At 48.4% G+C, this 15,873-nt stretch carries 17 protein-coding genes, 1 rRNA gene and 3 pseudogenes; 16 read left to right on the top strand and 5 right to left on the bottom strand.

What is annotated here, in order from left to right; all coding sequences use genetic code 11:
- Positions 1-362, top strand: a pseudogene (locus A3SI_RS13325) (hypothetical protein); the annotation flags it as partial.
- A 148-nt stretch (positions 363-510) separates the two neighbouring features.
- On the opposite strand, the gene A3SI_RS13320 reads toward A3SI_RS13325, so the two are convergent.
- Positions 511-1,155, bottom strand: a complete 645-nt coding sequence (locus A3SI_RS13320) for an MOSC domain-containing protein (RefSeq protein WP_009056681.1) — start codon at positions 1,153-1,155, stop codon at positions 511-513.
- Positions 1,156-1,379: 224 nt separating this feature from the next.
- Here A3SI_RS13320 and dnaK point away from each other — a divergent pair.
- Together dnaK and A3SI_RS13310 are read left to right on the top strand one after the other, a co-directional pair.
- Positions 1,380-3,292, top strand: a pseudogene (gene dnaK / locus A3SI_RS13315) (molecular chaperone DnaK).
- Positions 3,293-3,370: 78 nt separating this feature from the next.
- Entirely contained in the window at positions 3,371-3,745 is a 375-nt protein-coding gene (locus A3SI_RS13310) for a co-chaperone GroES (protein WP_009056679.1), read from the top strand.
- 77 nt (positions 3,746-3,822) lie between these two features.
- On the opposite strand, the gene hemB is transcribed toward A3SI_RS13310, so the two are convergent.
- Complete coding sequence (hemB, locus tag A3SI_RS13305) at positions 3,823-4,791, bottom strand: porphobilinogen synthase (protein WP_040670949.1); 969 nt, start codon at positions 4,789-4,791, stop codon at positions 3,823-3,825.
- Positions 4,792-4,806: 15 nt separating this feature from the next.
- Positions 4,807-5,316, bottom strand: coding sequence for a TlpA family protein disulfide reductase (locus tag A3SI_RS17690; RefSeq protein ID WP_050977530.1), 510 nt, complete (start codon positions 5,314-5,316; stop codon positions 4,807-4,809).
- Positions 5,317-5,691: 375 nt separating this feature from the next.
- Between A3SI_RS17690 and A3SI_RS13295 the strand changes: the two genes are divergently transcribed.
- From A3SI_RS13295 to A3SI_RS13285, 6 genes are all read left to right on the top strand, one after another.
- On the top strand, positions 5,692-7,023 hold the full coding sequence (locus tag A3SI_RS13295) for a M16 family metallopeptidase (protein ID WP_040670947.1): 1,332 nt from the start codon (positions 5,692-5,694) through the stop codon (positions 7,021-7,023).
- A 179-nt stretch (positions 7,024-7,202) separates the two neighbouring features.
- On the top strand, positions 7,203-7,574 hold the full coding sequence (locus A3SI_RS22890) for an insulinase family protein (RefSeq protein WP_316929215.1): 372 nt from the start codon (positions 7,203-7,205) through the stop codon (positions 7,572-7,574).
- Between the two features lie 11 nt (positions 7,575-7,585).
- Positions 7,586-7,840 (top strand): insulinase family protein, encoded by a 255-nt coding sequence (locus tag A3SI_RS22885; RefSeq protein ID WP_316929214.1) that lies wholly within the window; start codon positions 7,586-7,588, stop codon positions 7,838-7,840.
- The gene (locus A3SI_RS22880) at positions 7,828-8,202 is read left to right on the top strand and encodes a M16 family metallopeptidase (protein ID WP_316929213.1); all 375 of its coding nucleotides are present in this window, start codon (positions 7,828-7,830) and stop codon (positions 8,200-8,202) included. The genes A3SI_RS22885 and A3SI_RS22880 overlap by 13 nt, the downstream gene beginning before the upstream one ends.
- A gap of 50 nt (positions 8,203-8,252) precedes the next feature.
- Positions 8,253-9,092 (top strand): LolA-like protein, encoded by an 840-nt coding sequence (locus tag A3SI_RS22875; protein ID WP_316929212.1) that lies wholly within the window; start codon positions 8,253-8,255, stop codon positions 9,090-9,092.
- A gap of 99 nt (positions 9,093-9,191) precedes the next feature.
- Positions 9,192-9,902 carry a LolA-like protein gene (locus tag A3SI_RS13285; RefSeq protein WP_050977529.1) on the top strand — a complete coding sequence of 237 codons (711 nt, stop codon included), beginning with the start codon at positions 9,192-9,194 and terminating at the stop codon, positions 9,900-9,902.
- Positions 9,903-9,963: 61 nt separating this feature from the next.
- On the opposite strand, the gene A3SI_RS13280 is transcribed toward A3SI_RS13285, so the two are convergent.
- The gene (locus tag A3SI_RS13280; RefSeq protein WP_040670945.1) at positions 9,964-10,977 is read right to left on the bottom strand and encodes a M61 family metallopeptidase; all 1,014 of its coding nucleotides are present in this window, start codon (positions 10,975-10,977) and stop codon (positions 9,964-9,966) included.
- A 44-nt stretch (positions 10,978-11,021) separates the two neighbouring features.
- Positions 11,022-11,648, bottom strand: coding sequence for a M61 family metallopeptidase (locus tag A3SI_RS19380; protein WP_040670942.1), 627 nt, complete (start codon positions 11,646-11,648; stop codon positions 11,022-11,024).
- Between the two features lie 147 nt (positions 11,649-11,795).
- Between A3SI_RS19380 and rpmH the strand changes: the two genes are divergently transcribed.
- From rpmH to A3SI_RS13245, 7 genes and pseudogenes are all read left to right on the top strand, one after another.
- Positions 11,796-11,954: a 50S ribosomal protein L34 gene (gene rpmH, locus A3SI_RS18385; protein WP_009032742.1), complete on the top strand. Its 159-nt coding sequence runs from the start codon at positions 11,796-11,798 to the stop codon at positions 11,952-11,954.
- Positions 11,955-12,043: 89 nt separating this feature from the next.
- Positions 12,044-12,367 carry a ribonuclease P protein component gene (locus tag A3SI_RS13270; protein ID WP_009056671.1) on the top strand — a complete coding sequence of 108 codons (324 nt, stop codon included), beginning with the start codon at positions 12,044-12,046 and terminating at the stop codon, positions 12,365-12,367.
- Positions 12,364-14,009: pseudogene (locus A3SI_RS13265) on the top strand (S41 family peptidase). The gene A3SI_RS13270 and the pseudogene A3SI_RS13265 overlap by 4 nt, the downstream one beginning before the upstream one ends.
- Positions 14,010-14,693, top strand: coding sequence for a tRNA (adenosine(37)-N6)-threonylcarbamoyltransferase complex dimerization subunit type 1 TsaB (tsaB, locus tag A3SI_RS13260; protein WP_009056670.1), 684 nt, complete (start codon positions 14,010-14,012; stop codon positions 14,691-14,693).
- On the top strand, positions 14,690-15,199 hold the full coding sequence (locus A3SI_RS13255; RefSeq protein WP_009056669.1) for a DUF2480 family protein: 510 nt from the start codon (positions 14,690-14,692) through the stop codon (positions 15,197-15,199). Before tsaB ends, A3SI_RS13255 begins: the two co-directional genes overlap by 4 nt.
- Before the next feature lie 120 nt (positions 15,200-15,319).
- Positions 15,320-15,535 carry a hypothetical protein gene (locus A3SI_RS13250; protein WP_009056668.1) on the top strand — a complete coding sequence of 72 codons (216 nt, stop codon included), beginning with the start codon at positions 15,320-15,322 and terminating at the stop codon, positions 15,533-15,535.
- A gap of 162 nt (positions 15,536-15,697) precedes the next feature.
- A 16S ribosomal RNA gene (locus A3SI_RS13245) occupies positions 15,698-15,873 on the top strand; the annotation flags it as partial.

Below are 15,873 nucleotides of genomic sequence, written 5' to 3'. Positions count from 1 at the left end.
GAGAATTGGTTTCTACCAGTCGGATCCATTTGCCTCCCCGCTTATCGGATCAAATGAATGGGCTTGCCTTAGATCCAGCTGATCCTCGGGATATTTTATATGCGAGTTTTTCTTCCTTTGACACGCGGGAACGTTCATCGTATGGACTGTCCACATATCGATGGATTATTTTACGAATAGACTTAGATGCCAAAACGATTCAAGAGGTGCCTATTGCTGGTGCGGATCATCTTCACTTAACGCGCGCACTTTTACCTGAAGTAAAAGGAGATACACTCCATGTCTTGATGCGTGATCCGGATGAGGCGCTTTACCTGAAGCGCTTCGTTATTGGAGAGGTTTCCGGTTCAGGGGAGTTATGAGCCCCTTACGGGGTCGCCTACTTGAACGCGAGTACCCCTCAGGAGCAACATATTTTGGCCAAATTTACTTGATTGTTCTGGACTCTGTAGCTGGCTAAAGTGCGTAGAGGCTCTTTTCCCTTTTCGGCAGTATCTTGATTTACTGTTATCAAAACACAGCGGGCACAGGCTTCGTAACTTTAAAATGAGCCTCACCGATAAACAGTTCTTGCCAACTATCCTCGATGAATGGCTGCTCGGATGAAAAGGTGAAATTCGGACGGAAGCGGTCCATCCCTACGGGCTGGTCTAGCCGGTCGTTCAGATCAGCTAAAGAGGCCTCTCCAATGATCATGTAGGGCATGCCATCAGCAAAACTGACATGCTCTCCCGCCACAGCATATTTAGCCTTGAGTGGCCGTGGGGCATTTTCTTCCATAAACACCAGCTTAACTTCTTCGCTCACCTGTTCTGAAAACCAGCGGGATATGGCTTTACTAACCTCTAAAGCAGGCACCTGATCTTCCCAAATCGTTACGTGAAGGAGATGTTTGCTTTCGGGTTGAAAAGGAATTTGAATGGCTTGTTGTGCATCATCTTTGCGGTGCACCCGCAAATGATCCAGATGCAGTGAGGCCTGAAGAAGTGCGAGCTGAGGATGTGTCCGCTGCGTGACAAAAATACCATTCGCATCCACCAGCATCCATCGCCGGTCATGCGCTAAGCCTTTCATCGTCAAAGAGGCTTCTGGAACGGAGATGCCCCCAAGAGATTTTATAGGGTAAAGATAGATGCCTGTGAGTTTAGCTGTCATGTATATGCTTTATAAAGCGAAAATAAGACGAATATCTGATTTTTTGGCCATAGGTGCTGACAATATCCCCTTTTCATCGGGCGCAAAGCTGCATTTCGACAGACCAAGTCAGTCATTAGCTGCCATTCTGACACATTCTACAGGCTATAACTAGGCTGGCATACGCATTGTCTAAAGGCATAATGTCGATAGTTGTAACAAATAAAAATTAGAAATACATCATCATGGGAAAAATTATTGGTATAGACTTGGGGACTACAAACTCCTGTGTAGCCGTAATGGAAGGCAATGAGCCTGTAGTGATCCAAAATAGCGAAGGTAGAAGAACTACACCCTCTATCGTGGCTTTTCTAGATAATGGTAATGGTGAGCGTAAGGTAGGTGATCCGGCTAAACGCCAGGCGATAACCAATCCTGCAAATACCATCTCTTCTGTGAAGCGTTTCATGGGGAAAAAGTTCTCAGAGGTTTCTGCAGAGAAAAAGCAAGCTTCCTATAAGGTAGAGCAAGGAGCTAATGATACCGTAAGCGTACGCATCGGCGATCGTGGTTACACGCCGCAAGAGCTTTCGGCGATGATTTTACAAAAAATGAAATCTACAGCGGAGGATTTCCTGGGGCAGGAAGTTACTGAAGCTGTCATTACTGTTCCTGCTTACTTTAATGATGCGGAGCGCCAAGCGACGAAAGAGGCGGGCCAAATCGCCGGCTTGGACGTGAAGCGAATCATTAACGAGCCTACAGCGGCAGCTTTGGCCTATGGCTTAGATAAGAAGGATCAAGAAATTAAAGTTGCTGTTTACGATTTAGGTGGAGGAACCTTTGATATCTCCATTTTAGAACTGGGAGATGGCGTTTTCGAAGTACTTTCCACTAACGGGGACGTGCACTTAGGAGGTGATGATTTCGACCAGGTGATCATCGACTGGTTGGCATCAGAATTCCAGGCGGAAGAAGGAATCGATCTGAAACAAGATCCGATGGCGCTACAGCGACTAAAAGAGGCGGCAGAAAAAGCGAAAATTGAGCTTTCCAGCTCTTCTTCTACTGAAATTAACCTACCCTACATTACGGCCACCCAGACTGGACCTAAGCATCTCGTGCGGAACTGACGCGCGCCAAGTTCGAGCAGTTATCCGATACACTCGTGCAGCGTTCTATGGAGCCATGTAAGAAGGCATTAAAGGATGCTGGCTTATCTGCTTCTGATATCGACGAGGTCATCCTGGTGGGAGGGTCTACGCGTATCCCTAAAATCGTGGAAGAGGTGGAGAAGTTCTTTGGCAAGAAGCCTTCTAAGGGAGTAAATCCTGATGAGGTAGTAGCCATAGGGGCCGCGATTCAAGGGGGTGTATTAACAGGAGAGGTAAAGGATGTTTTACTTCTCGATGTGACTCCCCTTTCCCTAGGAATCGAAACGATGGGAGGTGTCTTCACGAAATTAATCGAAGCGAACACAACGATTCCGACGAAAAAATCCGAGGTGTTTTCCACTGCTGCAGATAATCAGCCGGCGGTAGACATTCACGTGCTGCAGGGCGAGCGCTCCATGGCGAAGGATAACAAAACCATCGGTCGTTTCCAATTATCGGATATTCCTCCAGCTCCACGGGGTGTGCCCCAAATCGAGGTGACGTTTGACATCGATGCGAATGGTATCTTGAATGTCTCTGCGAAAGATAAGGGAACAGGTAAGGAGCAGAAAATTAAGATCGAGGCTTCTTCAGGCTTATCACAAGAGGAAATCGAACGCATGCGTCGTGAAGCTGAGGCAAATGCTGCTTCGGATAAGCAGGAAAGAGAGCGTGTAGATAAGCTTAACCAGGCGGACAGCCTAATTTTCCAGACTGAAAAGCAGTTGAAAGAGTTTGGCGAGAAGCTCTCGGAAGGGAACAAAACGGCGATCGAAGGTGCCCTTACGAAGTTGAAGGAAGTACATGCTGCTGCTGACTTAGCGGGCATAGATGCAGCTACAGAGGCATTAAATCAAGCGTGGGCGGCAGCTTCCCAAGAGATGTATGCTGCTTCTGGCGCGGAGAACCCTAACCCAGGGGCCGCTGGTGCGCAAACAGGTGGTGACGCTGGTGATGGTGTTTCCGATGTCGATTATGAAGAGGTAAACGACGATAAAAAGTAAACCACGCTTTCGCGTGTAGCATGCAAAGCGGCTTTCCTCGGAGAGTCGCTTTTTCCGCCTTTAGACAAGATGCTATCGATGCAATTAACATCAGAAAATAAATGGAGACGTCTAATCGTCGTCGGTGACCGCGTACTGATTAAGTTGCGCCGTCCCGATGAGAAGACCGCCACAGGGCTTTATTTACCACCTGGCGTGAAAGAAAAGGAAAAGGTGCAGCAGGGCTACGTTATAAAAACGGGGCCGGGGTATCCGATTCCACTTCCCGCTGAAGAGGAGGAACCTTGGAAGGAGCGTGACGAACGTATTCGTTACATTCCGCTTCAGGCCCAAGAAGGAGATTTGGCCTTATTTCTTTTAAATGGAGCACATGAGGTGGTGTACGAGGGAGAAAAATACTTCATCGTGCCACAGCATGCCATCCTGATGCTGGAGCGTGAGGAAGAGCTATAGTACTTCCAGCTCTTTTATGAAAAAATAGCTTACAATAAAAAGGGGATACCGATGCTGGTTATCCCCTTTTTTATGTACTAGCGCGTTAGTAGCGCAAACTCCTTTGCGAAATAGCTGAGGATAATTTGGGCGCCAGCCCGCTTTATGCTCAAAAGTGATTCCAGCATGGCACGCTCTCCATCCAGCCAGCCACGTTCTGCGGCTGCTTTTATCATGGCGTATTCGCCGCTGACATTATAAGCAGCTATAGGAAGCGCAGTGTGTTCGCGCAGCAGGTGAATGATGTCCAAATAAGCGAGTGCAGGTTTTACCATCAAGAAGTCCGCCCCTTCGCTGCTGTCTAACTCTGCTTCGATCAGGGCTTCACGTGCATTCGCAGGATCCATCTGGTAGGTTTTTTTATCTCCTGACTTAGGAGCTGAGTCTAAGGCATCTCGGAAGGGGCCATAAAAAGCGGAGGCGTATTTCGCTGTGTACGACATAATCGATACGTCTGTATAACCTGAGGCATCCAGTACCTCCCGTATATAGCCTACCCGGCCGTCCATCATATCGGATGGCCCGAGGATGTCTGCTCCAGCTTGCGCCTGTGCTAAGGCCATCTTCCCTAAGATCTCGAGCGTCTCATCATTTAAGATTTTGCCATCCTGCACGAGGCCATCGTGTCCATCGCTGCTGTAAGGATCCATGGCTACATCTGTCATGATGACAGCCTCAGGAAAGCGCTGCTTTAAGCTATGGATGGCTTTCAGATAAAAGGTTTCCGGACGGTGGCTTTCCGTCGCGAAACGGTCTTTTTTATTATCCGGATAGGCGGGAAAGATATCAAAGGAGCGGATGCCCAGTTCCATGCATGTTTCCACCTCCTGTAGCATAAGATCGAGGGAATAGCGGTAAATGCCGGGCATGGAATTTACCTCCACCTGCTGGTTTATCCCATCAATTAAGAATAATGGGAAAATAAAATCCTTAGTGGAAAGGCGCGTCTCTTCCACCATCTCCCGGATAACGGCAGACTTTCTATTTCTTCTTGGTCTTCTTAACATCGAAGCGATTGTCTATTATTTGGCGTTTTTAGCGAGGAAATTTGCGATTTTGGCTGTGTTTTCAGGAGAAGCACCTACAAAAACTTCCACTAATTTACCCTCCGCATCTAAAATAGCATGCAGGGGAATAGCGCGTCCCTGGTATTTTTTGTCCTGAGCTGCGATCAGTTCCAGCGCTTGCAAATTATTAAAACTATGCTCATATAAAAAGGAAAAGTCCGGCTTGCGCTCGACGTAGCGATCGAAAATGGAGCGGTCTTCCTTCGTCAGAGCGATAAAGCGTACGGCTTTTCCCTCGTATTTCTCTACGAGCTCGTTTAACTCGGGGATTTCCTTGATGCAGGGACCACACCAGGTAGCCCAAAGGTTGATGACCACGATTTCACCTTCGGCTATAGGGGCTAGCCCTTCTTTTTCTAAATGCGTGTTTAGGGTCTCGCGGAAGTCTTCTTTGGCCGGCAGGCCGGCAAAAACCAAGTAACTCGCCAACAAAAAGACGAGGGATAGGGAAAGCATTTTTTTCATAACAGCGATAAACTTAGGATAAGAAATTTCGAATCAATAAATATACGGGAAAAATTGTCCTTAAGACAGAAATGGGCAGGAAAATCCAAGCAAAGCGGGCAGGGGCGGAGTGTCCGATAATGCACGCGCTACTGTCCGATAATGAACTTTTCCGTACAGGTGTAGCTATTTTTCTGTTTTTGTCCGAAAAAAAAGATAGAACGAAAACGGTAATCTATAGGAGAGGGCTACCTAAATTTAGGTAATTCTGATCAGATTCATAGGTGCACTGTTCTTGAAATCATTCTTTTTCCTATATTAGGTTCCTGAAACGGAAAACAAGCAGTAGGCTTGGTAAGGTTTATGTACTAATTAACAAAATTATTTAAATAGCATATGAAAAAACTATCCATGACCGCAGCGCTTTGCCTGCTCCTCTCGGTAGCGGTATCGGCGCAAAATGCTATCCAGTTTAAAGAGTTTACGCTGGATAATGGATTACATGTCATCATGCATCAGGATAATGCTACACCTATCGTAGCTACCTCGGTGCTGTATCATGTGGGGTCCAAGAATGAGCAGCCGGACCGTACGGGTTTTGCGCACTTTTTCGAGCATTTACTTTTCGAGGGAACAGAGAACATTCCGAGAGGGGAGTACATGAATAAAATTCAAGCCATCGGGGGGACCTTAAATGCGTTTACCTCGAATGACATCACGTATTATTATGAGATCGTGCCGAGCCATCACCTGAAGACGGCTTTATACATGGAGTCGGAGCGCATGCTGCATCCTAAAATAGATCAGATCGGTGTGGATACGCAGCGCGAAGTTATAAAAGAAGAGAAGCGTCAGAGCTACGATAACCGTCCTTATGGTACGATTCTTCCCGAGACGATGAAGCGCGCTTTTTTAGAGCATCCGTACCAGTGGCCAGTCATCGGTTCTATGGAGCATTTAGATTTAGCTCAGCTCCAGGAGTTTATGGACTTTCATAAGGCGTACTACGTGCCGAATAATGCGGTGCTGACCATCGCTGGTGACATCGATTATGCGCAGACCGAAGAGTGGGTGCGTCTGTATTTCGCGGATATCCCGAAAGGGCCGAGTGATTTCTACCGTCCATCCGTAAAGGAGCCGAAGAAAACTACCGAGACGCGCGATATCATTTACGATAATATCCAGATACCGGCTGTGATTCAGGCGTACAACCTGCCCGCTAAAACGCATCCGGATTCCTATGCGCTGGATATGCTTTCTACTTATCTGACTGGAGGAAACTCCTCCCTGATGACGAAGGAGTTGGTCGATAAGCAGCAAAAGGCACTGGCGGTAGCCGCTATCCCACTCGATTTAGAGGATGGGGGGGTGTTTTTAATGTATGGTATCACGAATATGGGTGTGGCGCCTGAAGACTTAGAGAAGGAAATCGATAAGCTGCTCGTGCAGGTGCAGCAAAACGGCATTTCGGAAAAGGATTTTCAGAAATTACAAAACATCACGGAGAACAATCTGGTCAGCCGGAACAGCTCTATGGCGGGTATCGCTCAGGCCCTTTCCGATGCGCATGTGTTCCGAGGAAGTGCTAACTACGTGAATAAGGAGTTGGATTATTTCCGTAAAGTGACGCGTGAAGATATTCAGCGCGTGGCGAATGAATACTTTAATCTGGAAGGACGTGTGGTCTTGTATTATTTGCCGAAGGCAAATCAAAACGCTGCAGACTAATTTTTAAATCCGAAGAGAAATTAAGCTATGAAAAATAAACTTATTTTACTTGCGGCCGGCGTACTGGTGACCGGCCTAGCGACTGCTCAGGTGGATCGTTCTACCTATCCGGACCCTGCTCCGCGCGTGAAATTCAGCTCGGGAATGCAGAAAGTTTTACACTCCCGAACGGCTTGCAGGTGTTCGTGGTGGAAAATAACAAACTGCCGCGGGTGACGTTTTCACTGGTGCTGGACCGTGATCCGCTTTTAGAAGGGGACAAGAGTGGCATGGTCGGCATGGTCGGTGAGATGATGATGGGCGGCACGAAAAACCGTACCAAGGATCAGCTGGATGAGGAAATCGACTTTATAGGAGCTAGTATTTCTGCTGGGTCCACCTCCATTTTCGCTTCCTCTTTAAAGAAGCATCAGGATAAGGCGCTGGAGCTCTTGACAGATGTATTGTATAATCCGATTTTCCCTGAGGAGGAGTTGGACAAGCTGAAAAAGCAGGCCATTACGGGCTTAGCTGCCGCCAAAGATGATCCGAACGCGATCTCAGGCGTCTGACCTCTCGTTTGGTGTATGGAGATGCACACCCTTATGGAGAGATTCAAACAGAGGCTAGCCTGAAAAATATCGAAGTGGCCGATATTAAAAACTATTACAACACCTATTTCCGCCCGAATATCGCTTACATGGCTGTGGTGGGTGACATTACTGCCGCTGAAGCGAAGGCTGTCGTGGAGAAGTATTTTGGCAAGTGGGAAAAGGGGGATGTTCCTACGTTCTCTTATGACAAACCACAGGCGCTGCTGAGACGATGGTGGCATTAGTGGACCGTCCGAGCTCCGTACAGGCAGTGGTGAATATTACCTATCCAGTGGAAATGAACATCGACCATCCGGATTATTTAAGCACCCGTGTTTTAAATTATATTTTAGGAGGGGGCTCCTCTTCGCGTCTATTCATGAACCTACGCGAAGATAAGGGCTATACCTATGGTGCGTACTCTTCTTTAGGCTCAGATCGTCTGATAGCACGCTTTTCTGCTAGCGCTAGTGTGAAGCAAGTGGCGGCCGACTCTGCCGTTAATGAGATGATCTATGAAATCCGTAACATGCGCGATAAGGGAGTGACGGCGGAAGAGCTAGAGGCTGCGAAGGCCAATTTAGCAGTTCTTTCGGTCGTTCCTTAGAGAGCCCCTCTACGATTGCGAATTTTGCGATCAACACGAAGCGGTATAACTTGCCTGAAGATTTTTACAGCGCCTACTTGCAGCGTTTGGAAGCTTTAACGGTGGAGGATATTAATGCCGCGGCGAAAAAATACATGAAGCCAGATAACATGTATGTGACAGTGGTCGGAAATACAGCCGAGTTCGGTGAGCGTATGGGTGCTTTCGGCAATGTGGCCATGTTTACCAACATGGGAGAGCCTGAAAAAGAGATGGTGGCGGCAGGAGATATGACCGCTGAGGCGATCATCGCAAATTACCTTGCGGCGATCGGTGGTGCAGATAAGGCCGCTGCGATTCGTTCAGCAAAGGTGGTTCAGGAAGCGGAAATCCAAGGGACCAAGTTAAATATTGAGTCTATCCATGATGAGGACAATAGCTTCTTTGTGCAGCGCACAAAAATGATGGGCAATACCTTAGCGACTGTAGTTTTAGAGGGTGCGAATGGCAAAATGGTTCAGATGGGCCAAGAGCAGGCACTTTCGGATGAGCAGGTAGAGGCCATGAAGCCGATGAGCTTTATCATTCCTGAGCTGCATTATGAGTTGCTGGGATATACGATGACGGTAGAGGGAATTAAGGAGGTAGAAGGTGAAGAGGCGTATAAGGTAGATGTGATGACACCTACTGGCAGTAAGCAAACGACCTACTACAGTGTAGCTACCGGCCTGAAGGTGAAAATGGAAAGCGCAGAAAATGGGGACATGGTTTACCGCGACTACGAAGATGTGGAAGGAGTGAAATACCCGATGACGACGATCGCGAATAACCCGATGATTCCTGTGCCTTTAGAAATGAAGATTCAGTCGATCGCCTTTAATGTAGAAATCGCTGAGGCAGATAAAAAGTAAAGGCCAGCAGATTAAACTAGTGTAAAGAATTCCCGCTGGGGGCTGTCGAAGACGCCTTTTTCGGGAATTCTTTTTATCTTTATCTAAATTAAATTTAAAATGAAGAAAACAAACAACTCTTATTTCGTATCACGGCTATTCGTAGCAGTTATGGTGCTGCTGGTTAGCGGAACATTAGCGCTAGCCGACCAGGACGCTAAGCGCGTAATCGATACCTATATCGCTGCAGTAGGAGGCGAGGAGGCTGTAAAAAGCGTAACTTCTAGTTTCGTGCGCATGGAAACAGAGGTACAGGGGATGACACTGAATATCACGGCAAAGGCCGATGTGAAAAATGAGCGCCTCTACCAGGGTACAGAGATGGCTGGAAACATCGTGCAAAAAACTATCGTGAACGATGGCAAGGCGCGTATCGAGGCCATGGGGCAGGTACAGGAGCTGGATGCTGAAACCATGGGGAACATCGTCACACAAACCTACTTGTTTCCGGAGCTTTTTTATGAAGATTTCGGGTTCGAGGTGAAGTATGTAGGCAAGGAGAAATTAGACGGTAAGGATGTGGAGGTCCTGGAAGTCTCTACTTCTGCCGGCTCTTTTAAAGAGTATTATAGTGTGGAGTCTGGTTTAAAGCTTCTAACTTCTGGAGATGTGGTAGGGGAGACAGCTTTCAGTGAGTATAAGTCGATCGGAAATGGATTGATTTATCCGCACAGCCTGAGCATTAAAAATCCTATGCTTCCGATGACGATGGAGATGAAGGTGATCGAGCTGAAGCTCAATGTGACCTTTGAGGATGCTGATTTCAACTAAGCATCTGCTTTAGTGACATAAAAAAGGCCCTGTCAGGGCCTTTTTTATGTCTTTTGGCTTTTTATTCCCACCAAAGTGCCCGTAAAGGATAGGTTCCAGTACTGCTAAAGTGGGTATAAGAAGGGAAGAAATCTGCGGGAGCTAACTGAAGGAGGAAGGTTTGGTCCCAGCGGGAGACTTGGATTTCGTATGGAGCTTGTTCCGAAAGGAGCTGCACCTGATCGCCGACACGCAGGTAGGTATACCCTTCGCTGTCTGGATGGAGGTAGCGCACCTGTCCATCTTCCGTGCAGTGGATACCGAGGCGCCGGAGAGGGTCTTTCGCGGGGACGGCTTCGAAATAAATGCCCATGCTGCTGCCGAGCTGCTGCAGTAGGTACGGGATGACATTTTGCCCGGGATGTTCGATATAGGTGGAGATGTAGCTATGCAGTTCCGGGGACTTTGCGCGGAGCGCGGCCAGAAGCTCCGCATACACATAACCTTTTTCGGGCTTTCCATACTCCTCCCATAGCTGTCGCATAAACATAGGAAGGCTCTCCCCAGCCTCTAGGAGGAGCAGGTCGAGGCCCAGTGCCAAGAGGCTTCCGTAGAGGTAGATATTCACCTTACGATCCGGGCTCCCCTCCACATAGCCGTCCAGCCACAGGTCCTCGGAGGCCTGAGCGATGCTTTGATGGCGCCATCCTGCCGAAAACCCTTGCCTCTCAAAGCGCTGCGCAAGGGTGTTCAAATAGGCCTCGGCGCTAAAAAAACCGGACTTTTTTAGGTACAAGTCGCCCATATACGTGGTGATGCCTTCTAAGAATAGGCCCTCCTGCAGGTGGACCTCCTGATGAAGGCGGTATGGGCGCAAAGCCGCGGGGCGGATGCTGCAGACGTTCCATGCATGATACAGCTCGTGGCTGCTGATGCCTGCTAAGCGCTCTTGGCCTTCCGGGCTATGCAGTTCCTGATGTGGTCCCAGCGTGATGACGGTGGACGCCTGATGCTCTACACCATGGTACTTCGGAAAGGGGAGCAGGAGGAGCAGGAAGTGGTAATCGGGCACGGGAAAGCTCCCGAAATCCTGCACCTGCCGTTTTGTAAACGCTTGGAATGTGCTTTGTAGCTCGTCGCTCAGCAGCGGTTCCGGGCCGTAGAGGTGTATGTAGAAATCCGTTTCCCCACCGTGTAGCAGGTGCTGTGCAGGTCTCTGCTGATGAGCACAGGGCTGTCGATCAGCTGCTGATAGTGCTGCGCCTCCCAGAGCCCCCCTTCAAAATCGATTTCTTCAAGGGCGGTGGCCGCTTTTTCTCCTTCACGCGTAGGCAGCTGCACCACGTAGGGCTGCGCTTCTAGGTCCGGATGCCAAAGCAGCAGCGGCGCGAAGTTCACATAAAAAAGATTTTCATCCACCCAGCAGCTGCCCGCATCCAGAACAGCAGCATGGTAGGCATAGGTCAGGATTAGGTCGCTTTCCTCCTCGAGCTGCAGCTCCCAGCTGTTTTTAGAGGTCTTGGCGATGCTGATTTCTTGTTTTTGGCCCTCAGGGCCAAGGGTAAATGCGCGCATGCCACGCAGGTACTGTCCATAGTGAGCAGCACTGTAACGCCCTGGCCTCCAGAGTGCTTGGTGGAAGGTGTGGCGGCCGGCAGGCAGTGCGCCTACACTAAAGGAGATGTCTAGGTACTGTGCGGCACGATTCGGGCAGCGTATTTCCAGTGTAATCAGATCCGCAAATGGATTGAAAGTGGTATCTTGCATGAAAAATAGCGTTTACGTGAATTTCAGGTAAACAAAAGTAAACATCTCATTTGTAATTAAAAAAAAGAGATTTATCTTTGCAATCCCTTAGGGCATACCGCGTTTGGGGATTCAATTAAGAGCGATACATAATAAAAGCATAGCGTCATGAAAAGAACATTTCAGCCTTCTCGTAGAAAGAGAAGAAACAAGCACGGCTTCAGATTAAGAATGTCTACTGCGAATGGTAGAAGAGTATTGAAGTCAAGAAGAGCGAAAGGAAGACATAAATTAACTGTTTCTTCTGAGAAAACGCTTAAGAAGTAAGCTTGCATACGCTGAACCAGACAGGTGAATGACATATACATTTCCTAAGACGGCACGACTGCATGCTAAAAAATCAATAAAGGAACTTTTTGATAAAAGGTTCCTCTTTTTTTTTATATCCCTTTAAGGTTATTTGCCTCCCAGCTCCAGAGCAGGAGGGACATGCTGTACTTTTCTCCATTCCTAAAAAGAAAATCCGTGGTGCAGTGGAACGGAATTTGTTAAAACGCCGCTGTAGGGAAGCCTATCGCCTGCAGGTGGGGGAGGTCCTTACCGGCAACATCCCCCAGCGCATCGCGTTTATCTATACGGAACGTAAGGTACAGCCCTATGCCCTCATCGAAAAGCGCATGCGGCGCTGTCTCGAGCAAATTCAAGAACGTGCGGCAGCACAACAAGCATCCAAAGCATGAAAAAAAATACGCGTATTTCTCTCTATGTGCTAAGCAGCCTCTTAGCCGTGGGTTTACTTTTTTCTTTTGTTCAAAAGAACGATCGGCTATTTGCCATCGCCAAGCATCTGGATATCTTCGCTTCCCTGATTCGGGAGCTTGATTCCTATTATGTGGATGAGATCGACCCGGAGGAGCTGATTACGGCAGGTATGGAAGCCATGCTGAGTGAGCTGGACCCTTATACGGAGTTAATTCCGGAGGAAAACTCTGATGATTTTCGCATGATGACCACTGGAGAGTATGGTGGAGTGGGGGCGCTTATCGGGAACCGTACCGGAACGAACATCATCATCATGCCTTATACGGGATGGCCAGCGCAGGAAGCGGGACTCATGATAGGGGATGAGCTTTTACGTGTGGATACTACGAAGGTCGTAGATAAGGAAACAGCAGACATCAGCCGCCTCCTAAAAGGTCCCGCGAATACCCTTGTAGAGGTAGAAGTCAAGCGCGGGAAAGACACCCTCCGCTTTGAGTTGACGCGTAAAAAAATCGTTTTAAATAATGTGCCGTATTACGGCAAATTAAACGACGAGGTCGGCTATATAAAGTTGACCGATTTTACTACCCATGCAGGACAAGATGTGCGCCGAGCCCTGGTCGCCTTAAAGGAACAGGGAATTAGCAGCTTGGTGCTTGATTTAAGAGATAATCCAGGCGGCATCATGAAAGAAGCGGTAGAGATCGTGAACCTATTTGTGCCAAAAGGCCGCGAGGTGTCAGCACGCGTGGCAAAATGGACATGGTGAACACGGTGTACAAGACCAGTAAGTCACCTTTGGATAAAGAAATCCCATTAGCGGTGCTCATTAACGAGCGAAGCGCCTCAGCGGCAGAAATCGTGGCCGGTGCGCTCCAAGATTATGATCGTGCGGTGCTGATCGGGCGCAAAACCTTCGGAAAGGGGCTCGTTCAGACCACCATTCCGCTCTCGTATAATGCCCAGGTAAAGGTCACCACTGCCCGGTATTATATTCCAAGTGGCCGCTGTGTGCAAGCCATTGACTACAGCCGACGTGGTGAGGAAAATGCGAGCGTTCCGGATTCTTTGCGCCAAGCGTTTAAAACCAAAAACGGAAGAACTGTCTTAGATGGAGCAGGTATCGAGCCAGACGTGGAGGTGGAGTCTCCGACCTTCGCGCCGATCACCTTTAGTCTTGTGGCACGCAGCCATGTCTTCAACTTTGCGACAGCTTTTTCCCATAAAAACCCAAAAATCGCAGGCCCAAGAGAGTTTCAGGTTTCCGATGCACTTTATGAAGAGTTCGTGGAGTGGTTAGCGGATAAGGAGTACGACTACACCACTTATGTGGAAAAATCGCTGGAGGATCTGGAGAAGTATGCCAAGCGTGAGCAGTACTTTGAAGAAATCGAGGCGACTTTAGCGGCATTAAAAGAGAAGGTGACCCATAGCAAGGAGCAGGATCTCGTGACGCATAAGGCGGAGGTGAAGCGTGCCCTCCGAGAGGAAATTATTTCGCGCTACTACTTCCAGGAAGGGGTGGTGCAGGCTTCCCTGGATGAGGATGAAGAGATAAAAAAGGCCATCGAGCTCCTTGGCGATGCGCCTAAAATGAAAACCTTATTAGCAGCCAAGTAAATGATAGTAGCGATAGATACCTCTACGCCGGTCTGCTCGGTGGCCTTACATCAGCAGGGGCGCCTGTTGACCAGTGTAGAAAGTCACCTGCCTCAGGTACATGGGAAGGTCCTCGTTTCGTTTATCGATCGCGTCTGCCGAGAGGCGGGTATCCATAAGCGCGAGCTGGAAGCAGTAGCAGTGGCGAACGGTCCAGGTTCTTACACTGGCCTGCGTATAGGGCTATCGACTGCGAAGGGCCTCTGCTATGCCTTGGATTTACCGCTGATAACCTTGGATGCTTTGGCTGGGTATCGTAGTGTCTTTTCTGGGGTCCAAGCGGGCACTTTAATGGCGATGATGGACGCTCGCCGCATGGAAGCCTATGTGCGCATCGAGCAGCTGGGGGCTACGCCACAACTTATACAGGAGAGCCGTCCGCAAATTTTGGATGCCCATTTGCTGGATCCTTATCTGGATCGGGGCCCTGTTTTTTTAGTGGGCGATGCTGTGCCTAAGTTTATGGAAGCATTTCCTCACCCGCAGGCTATTCCCGTAGGGGTGACCCAGTCGGCCCGTTTATTAGGAGCTGCGGCATGGGAGGCCTTCGGCCAAAAGGCCTTTGCAGACCTCGCGTATGCGGAGCCGAACTACTTAAAAGCTTTTTTGGTTACAGCCTCGAAGAAAAACCCTTTTCAGCTATGAGTGAGATTGTGAATCGAGTGGCCCAAAGCCCCCTCTATACCTTAGATTTGGAAAAGTTTTACCAGCACGGTGAGCGGGTTGGTTTTGACCTCGCACCTTTTTTATGGCAGGGCCTGGCCTTAAAGGAGGCAGATTTCCGAGAAGCCCTAAAGGCAGAAGACTGGTCCGTGTATGCGGGGAAGTTTGTGTATGTGCACTGTTCTGCCGATGCCATCGTTCCGCACTGGGCATTTATGCTTGTGGGGACCTATTTGCAGGAGGCGGGCGTGTTTTTCGTAGTGGGTGATCAGCATACGTTAGAGCAGGCCCTATTTGATGCCGCATTCGCTGAATTTCCAGTGGAGGAGGTGGCCGACAGGCCGCTGGTGGTGAAGGGCTGTAGTAGTGTTACGCTTCCTTTATATGTATATGGAAAGGTCGTGGCCCGCTTACAGGAGCATGTAAAATCCATTATGTGGGGAGAGCCCTGCAGCACGGTTCCCCTGTATAAGCGTAAGCGTAAGTAGGTAGTGGAGGACTTGGTGCTTCCGCACCAAAATTAATTCAATTCATTTTCAGCTATTTACACCTGATGCTGTATTTTTTTCTGGTGTTGGTATTGGTTTTAAATCGGCGACCTACTATGTTTGTATTCCCAAACGGGGGAAAGAGTTGACAAAAGGAAAGGACAAAATAAAAAAGTTGAAATTTTATTTGGTGTTTTAAAAAGCGATCAAGCATCTTTGCAAACTCAATCGCGCAAAAGAGAGCTGATTGAAAAGCGGAGAAAAAAAAAATATCAAAAAAAAGTTTTGCAGATTAAAGAATCAATCTTAACTTTGCACTCCGAAAACAACGAGTAATTTTAAAAATTACGCTAAATCACAAAAGGTGATAAAAGTTCTTTGAAGGTTTTGTAAGAAATAATGACATCCTAATAGTACAGGAAAATGAAAATTTTCCGTCAATTTTAGTCGAGCGTACAGGAAAACGAGTGATGCTATAGGCATCACGCCAAACACTTTACAATGGAGAGTTTGATCCTGGCTCAGGATGAACGCTAGCGGCAGGCCTAATACATGCAAGTCGAACGGGATCCAGAAGCTTGCTTTTGGTGAGAGTGGCGCACGGGTGCGTAACGCGTATGGCAACCTACCTGCTACTGGGGGATAGCCCGGGGAAACTCGGATTGAATACCCCA

The sequence above is a fragment of the Nitritalea halalkaliphila LW7 genome (assembly GCF_000265075.1).
GTDB lineage: Bacteria > Bacteroidota > Bacteroidia > Cytophagales > Cyclobacteriaceae > Nitritalea > Nitritalea halalkaliphila.
The sequence above is the reverse complement of the archived record's forward strand: the minus strand, read 5'-3'. Positions and strand labels throughout refer to the sequence as shown.

Bases quoted from the DNA above. Each gene is read 5' to 3' on its own strand.
- rpmH (WP_009032742.1), top strand. From the start codon at position 11,796: ATGAAAAGAACATTTCAGCCTTCTCGTAGAAAGAGAAGAAACAAGCAC.
- A3SI_RS22880 (WP_316929213.1), top strand. From the start codon at position 7,828: ATGGTGGCATTAGTGGACCGTCCGAGCTCCGTACAGGCAGTGGTGAAT.
- A3SI_RS17690 (WP_050977530.1), bottom strand. From the start codon at position 5,316: ATGAAAAAAATGCTTTCCCTATCCCTCGTCTTTTTGTTGGCGAGTTAC.
- hemB (WP_040670949.1), bottom strand. From the start codon at position 4,791: ATGTTAAGAAGACCAAGAAGAAATAGAAAGTCTGCCGTTATCCGGGAG.
- A3SI_RS13310 (WP_009056679.1), top strand. From the start codon at position 3,371: ATGCAATTAACATCAGAAAATAAATGGAGACGTCTAATCGTCGTCGGT.
- A3SI_RS13295 (WP_040670947.1), top strand. From the start codon at position 5,692: ATGAAAAAACTATCCATGACCGCAGCGCTTTGCCTGCTCCTCTCGGTA.
- A3SI_RS19380 (WP_040670942.1), bottom strand. From the start codon at position 11,648: ATGCAAGATACCACTTTCAATCCATTTGCGGATCTGATTACACTGGAA.
- tsaB (WP_009056670.1), top strand. From the start codon at position 14,010: ATGATAGTAGCGATAGATACCTCTACGCCGGTCTGCTCGGTGGCCTTA.
- A3SI_RS13255 (WP_009056669.1), top strand. From the start codon at position 14,690: ATGAGTGAGATTGTGAATCGAGTGGCCCAAAGCCCCCTCTATACCTTA.
- A3SI_RS13285 (WP_050977529.1), top strand. From the start codon at position 9,192: ATGAAGAAAACAAACAACTCTTATTTCGTATCACGGCTATTCGTAGCA.
- A3SI_RS13320 (WP_009056681.1), bottom strand. From the start codon at position 1,155: ATGACAGCTAAACTCACAGGCATCTATCTTTACCCTATAAAATCTCTT.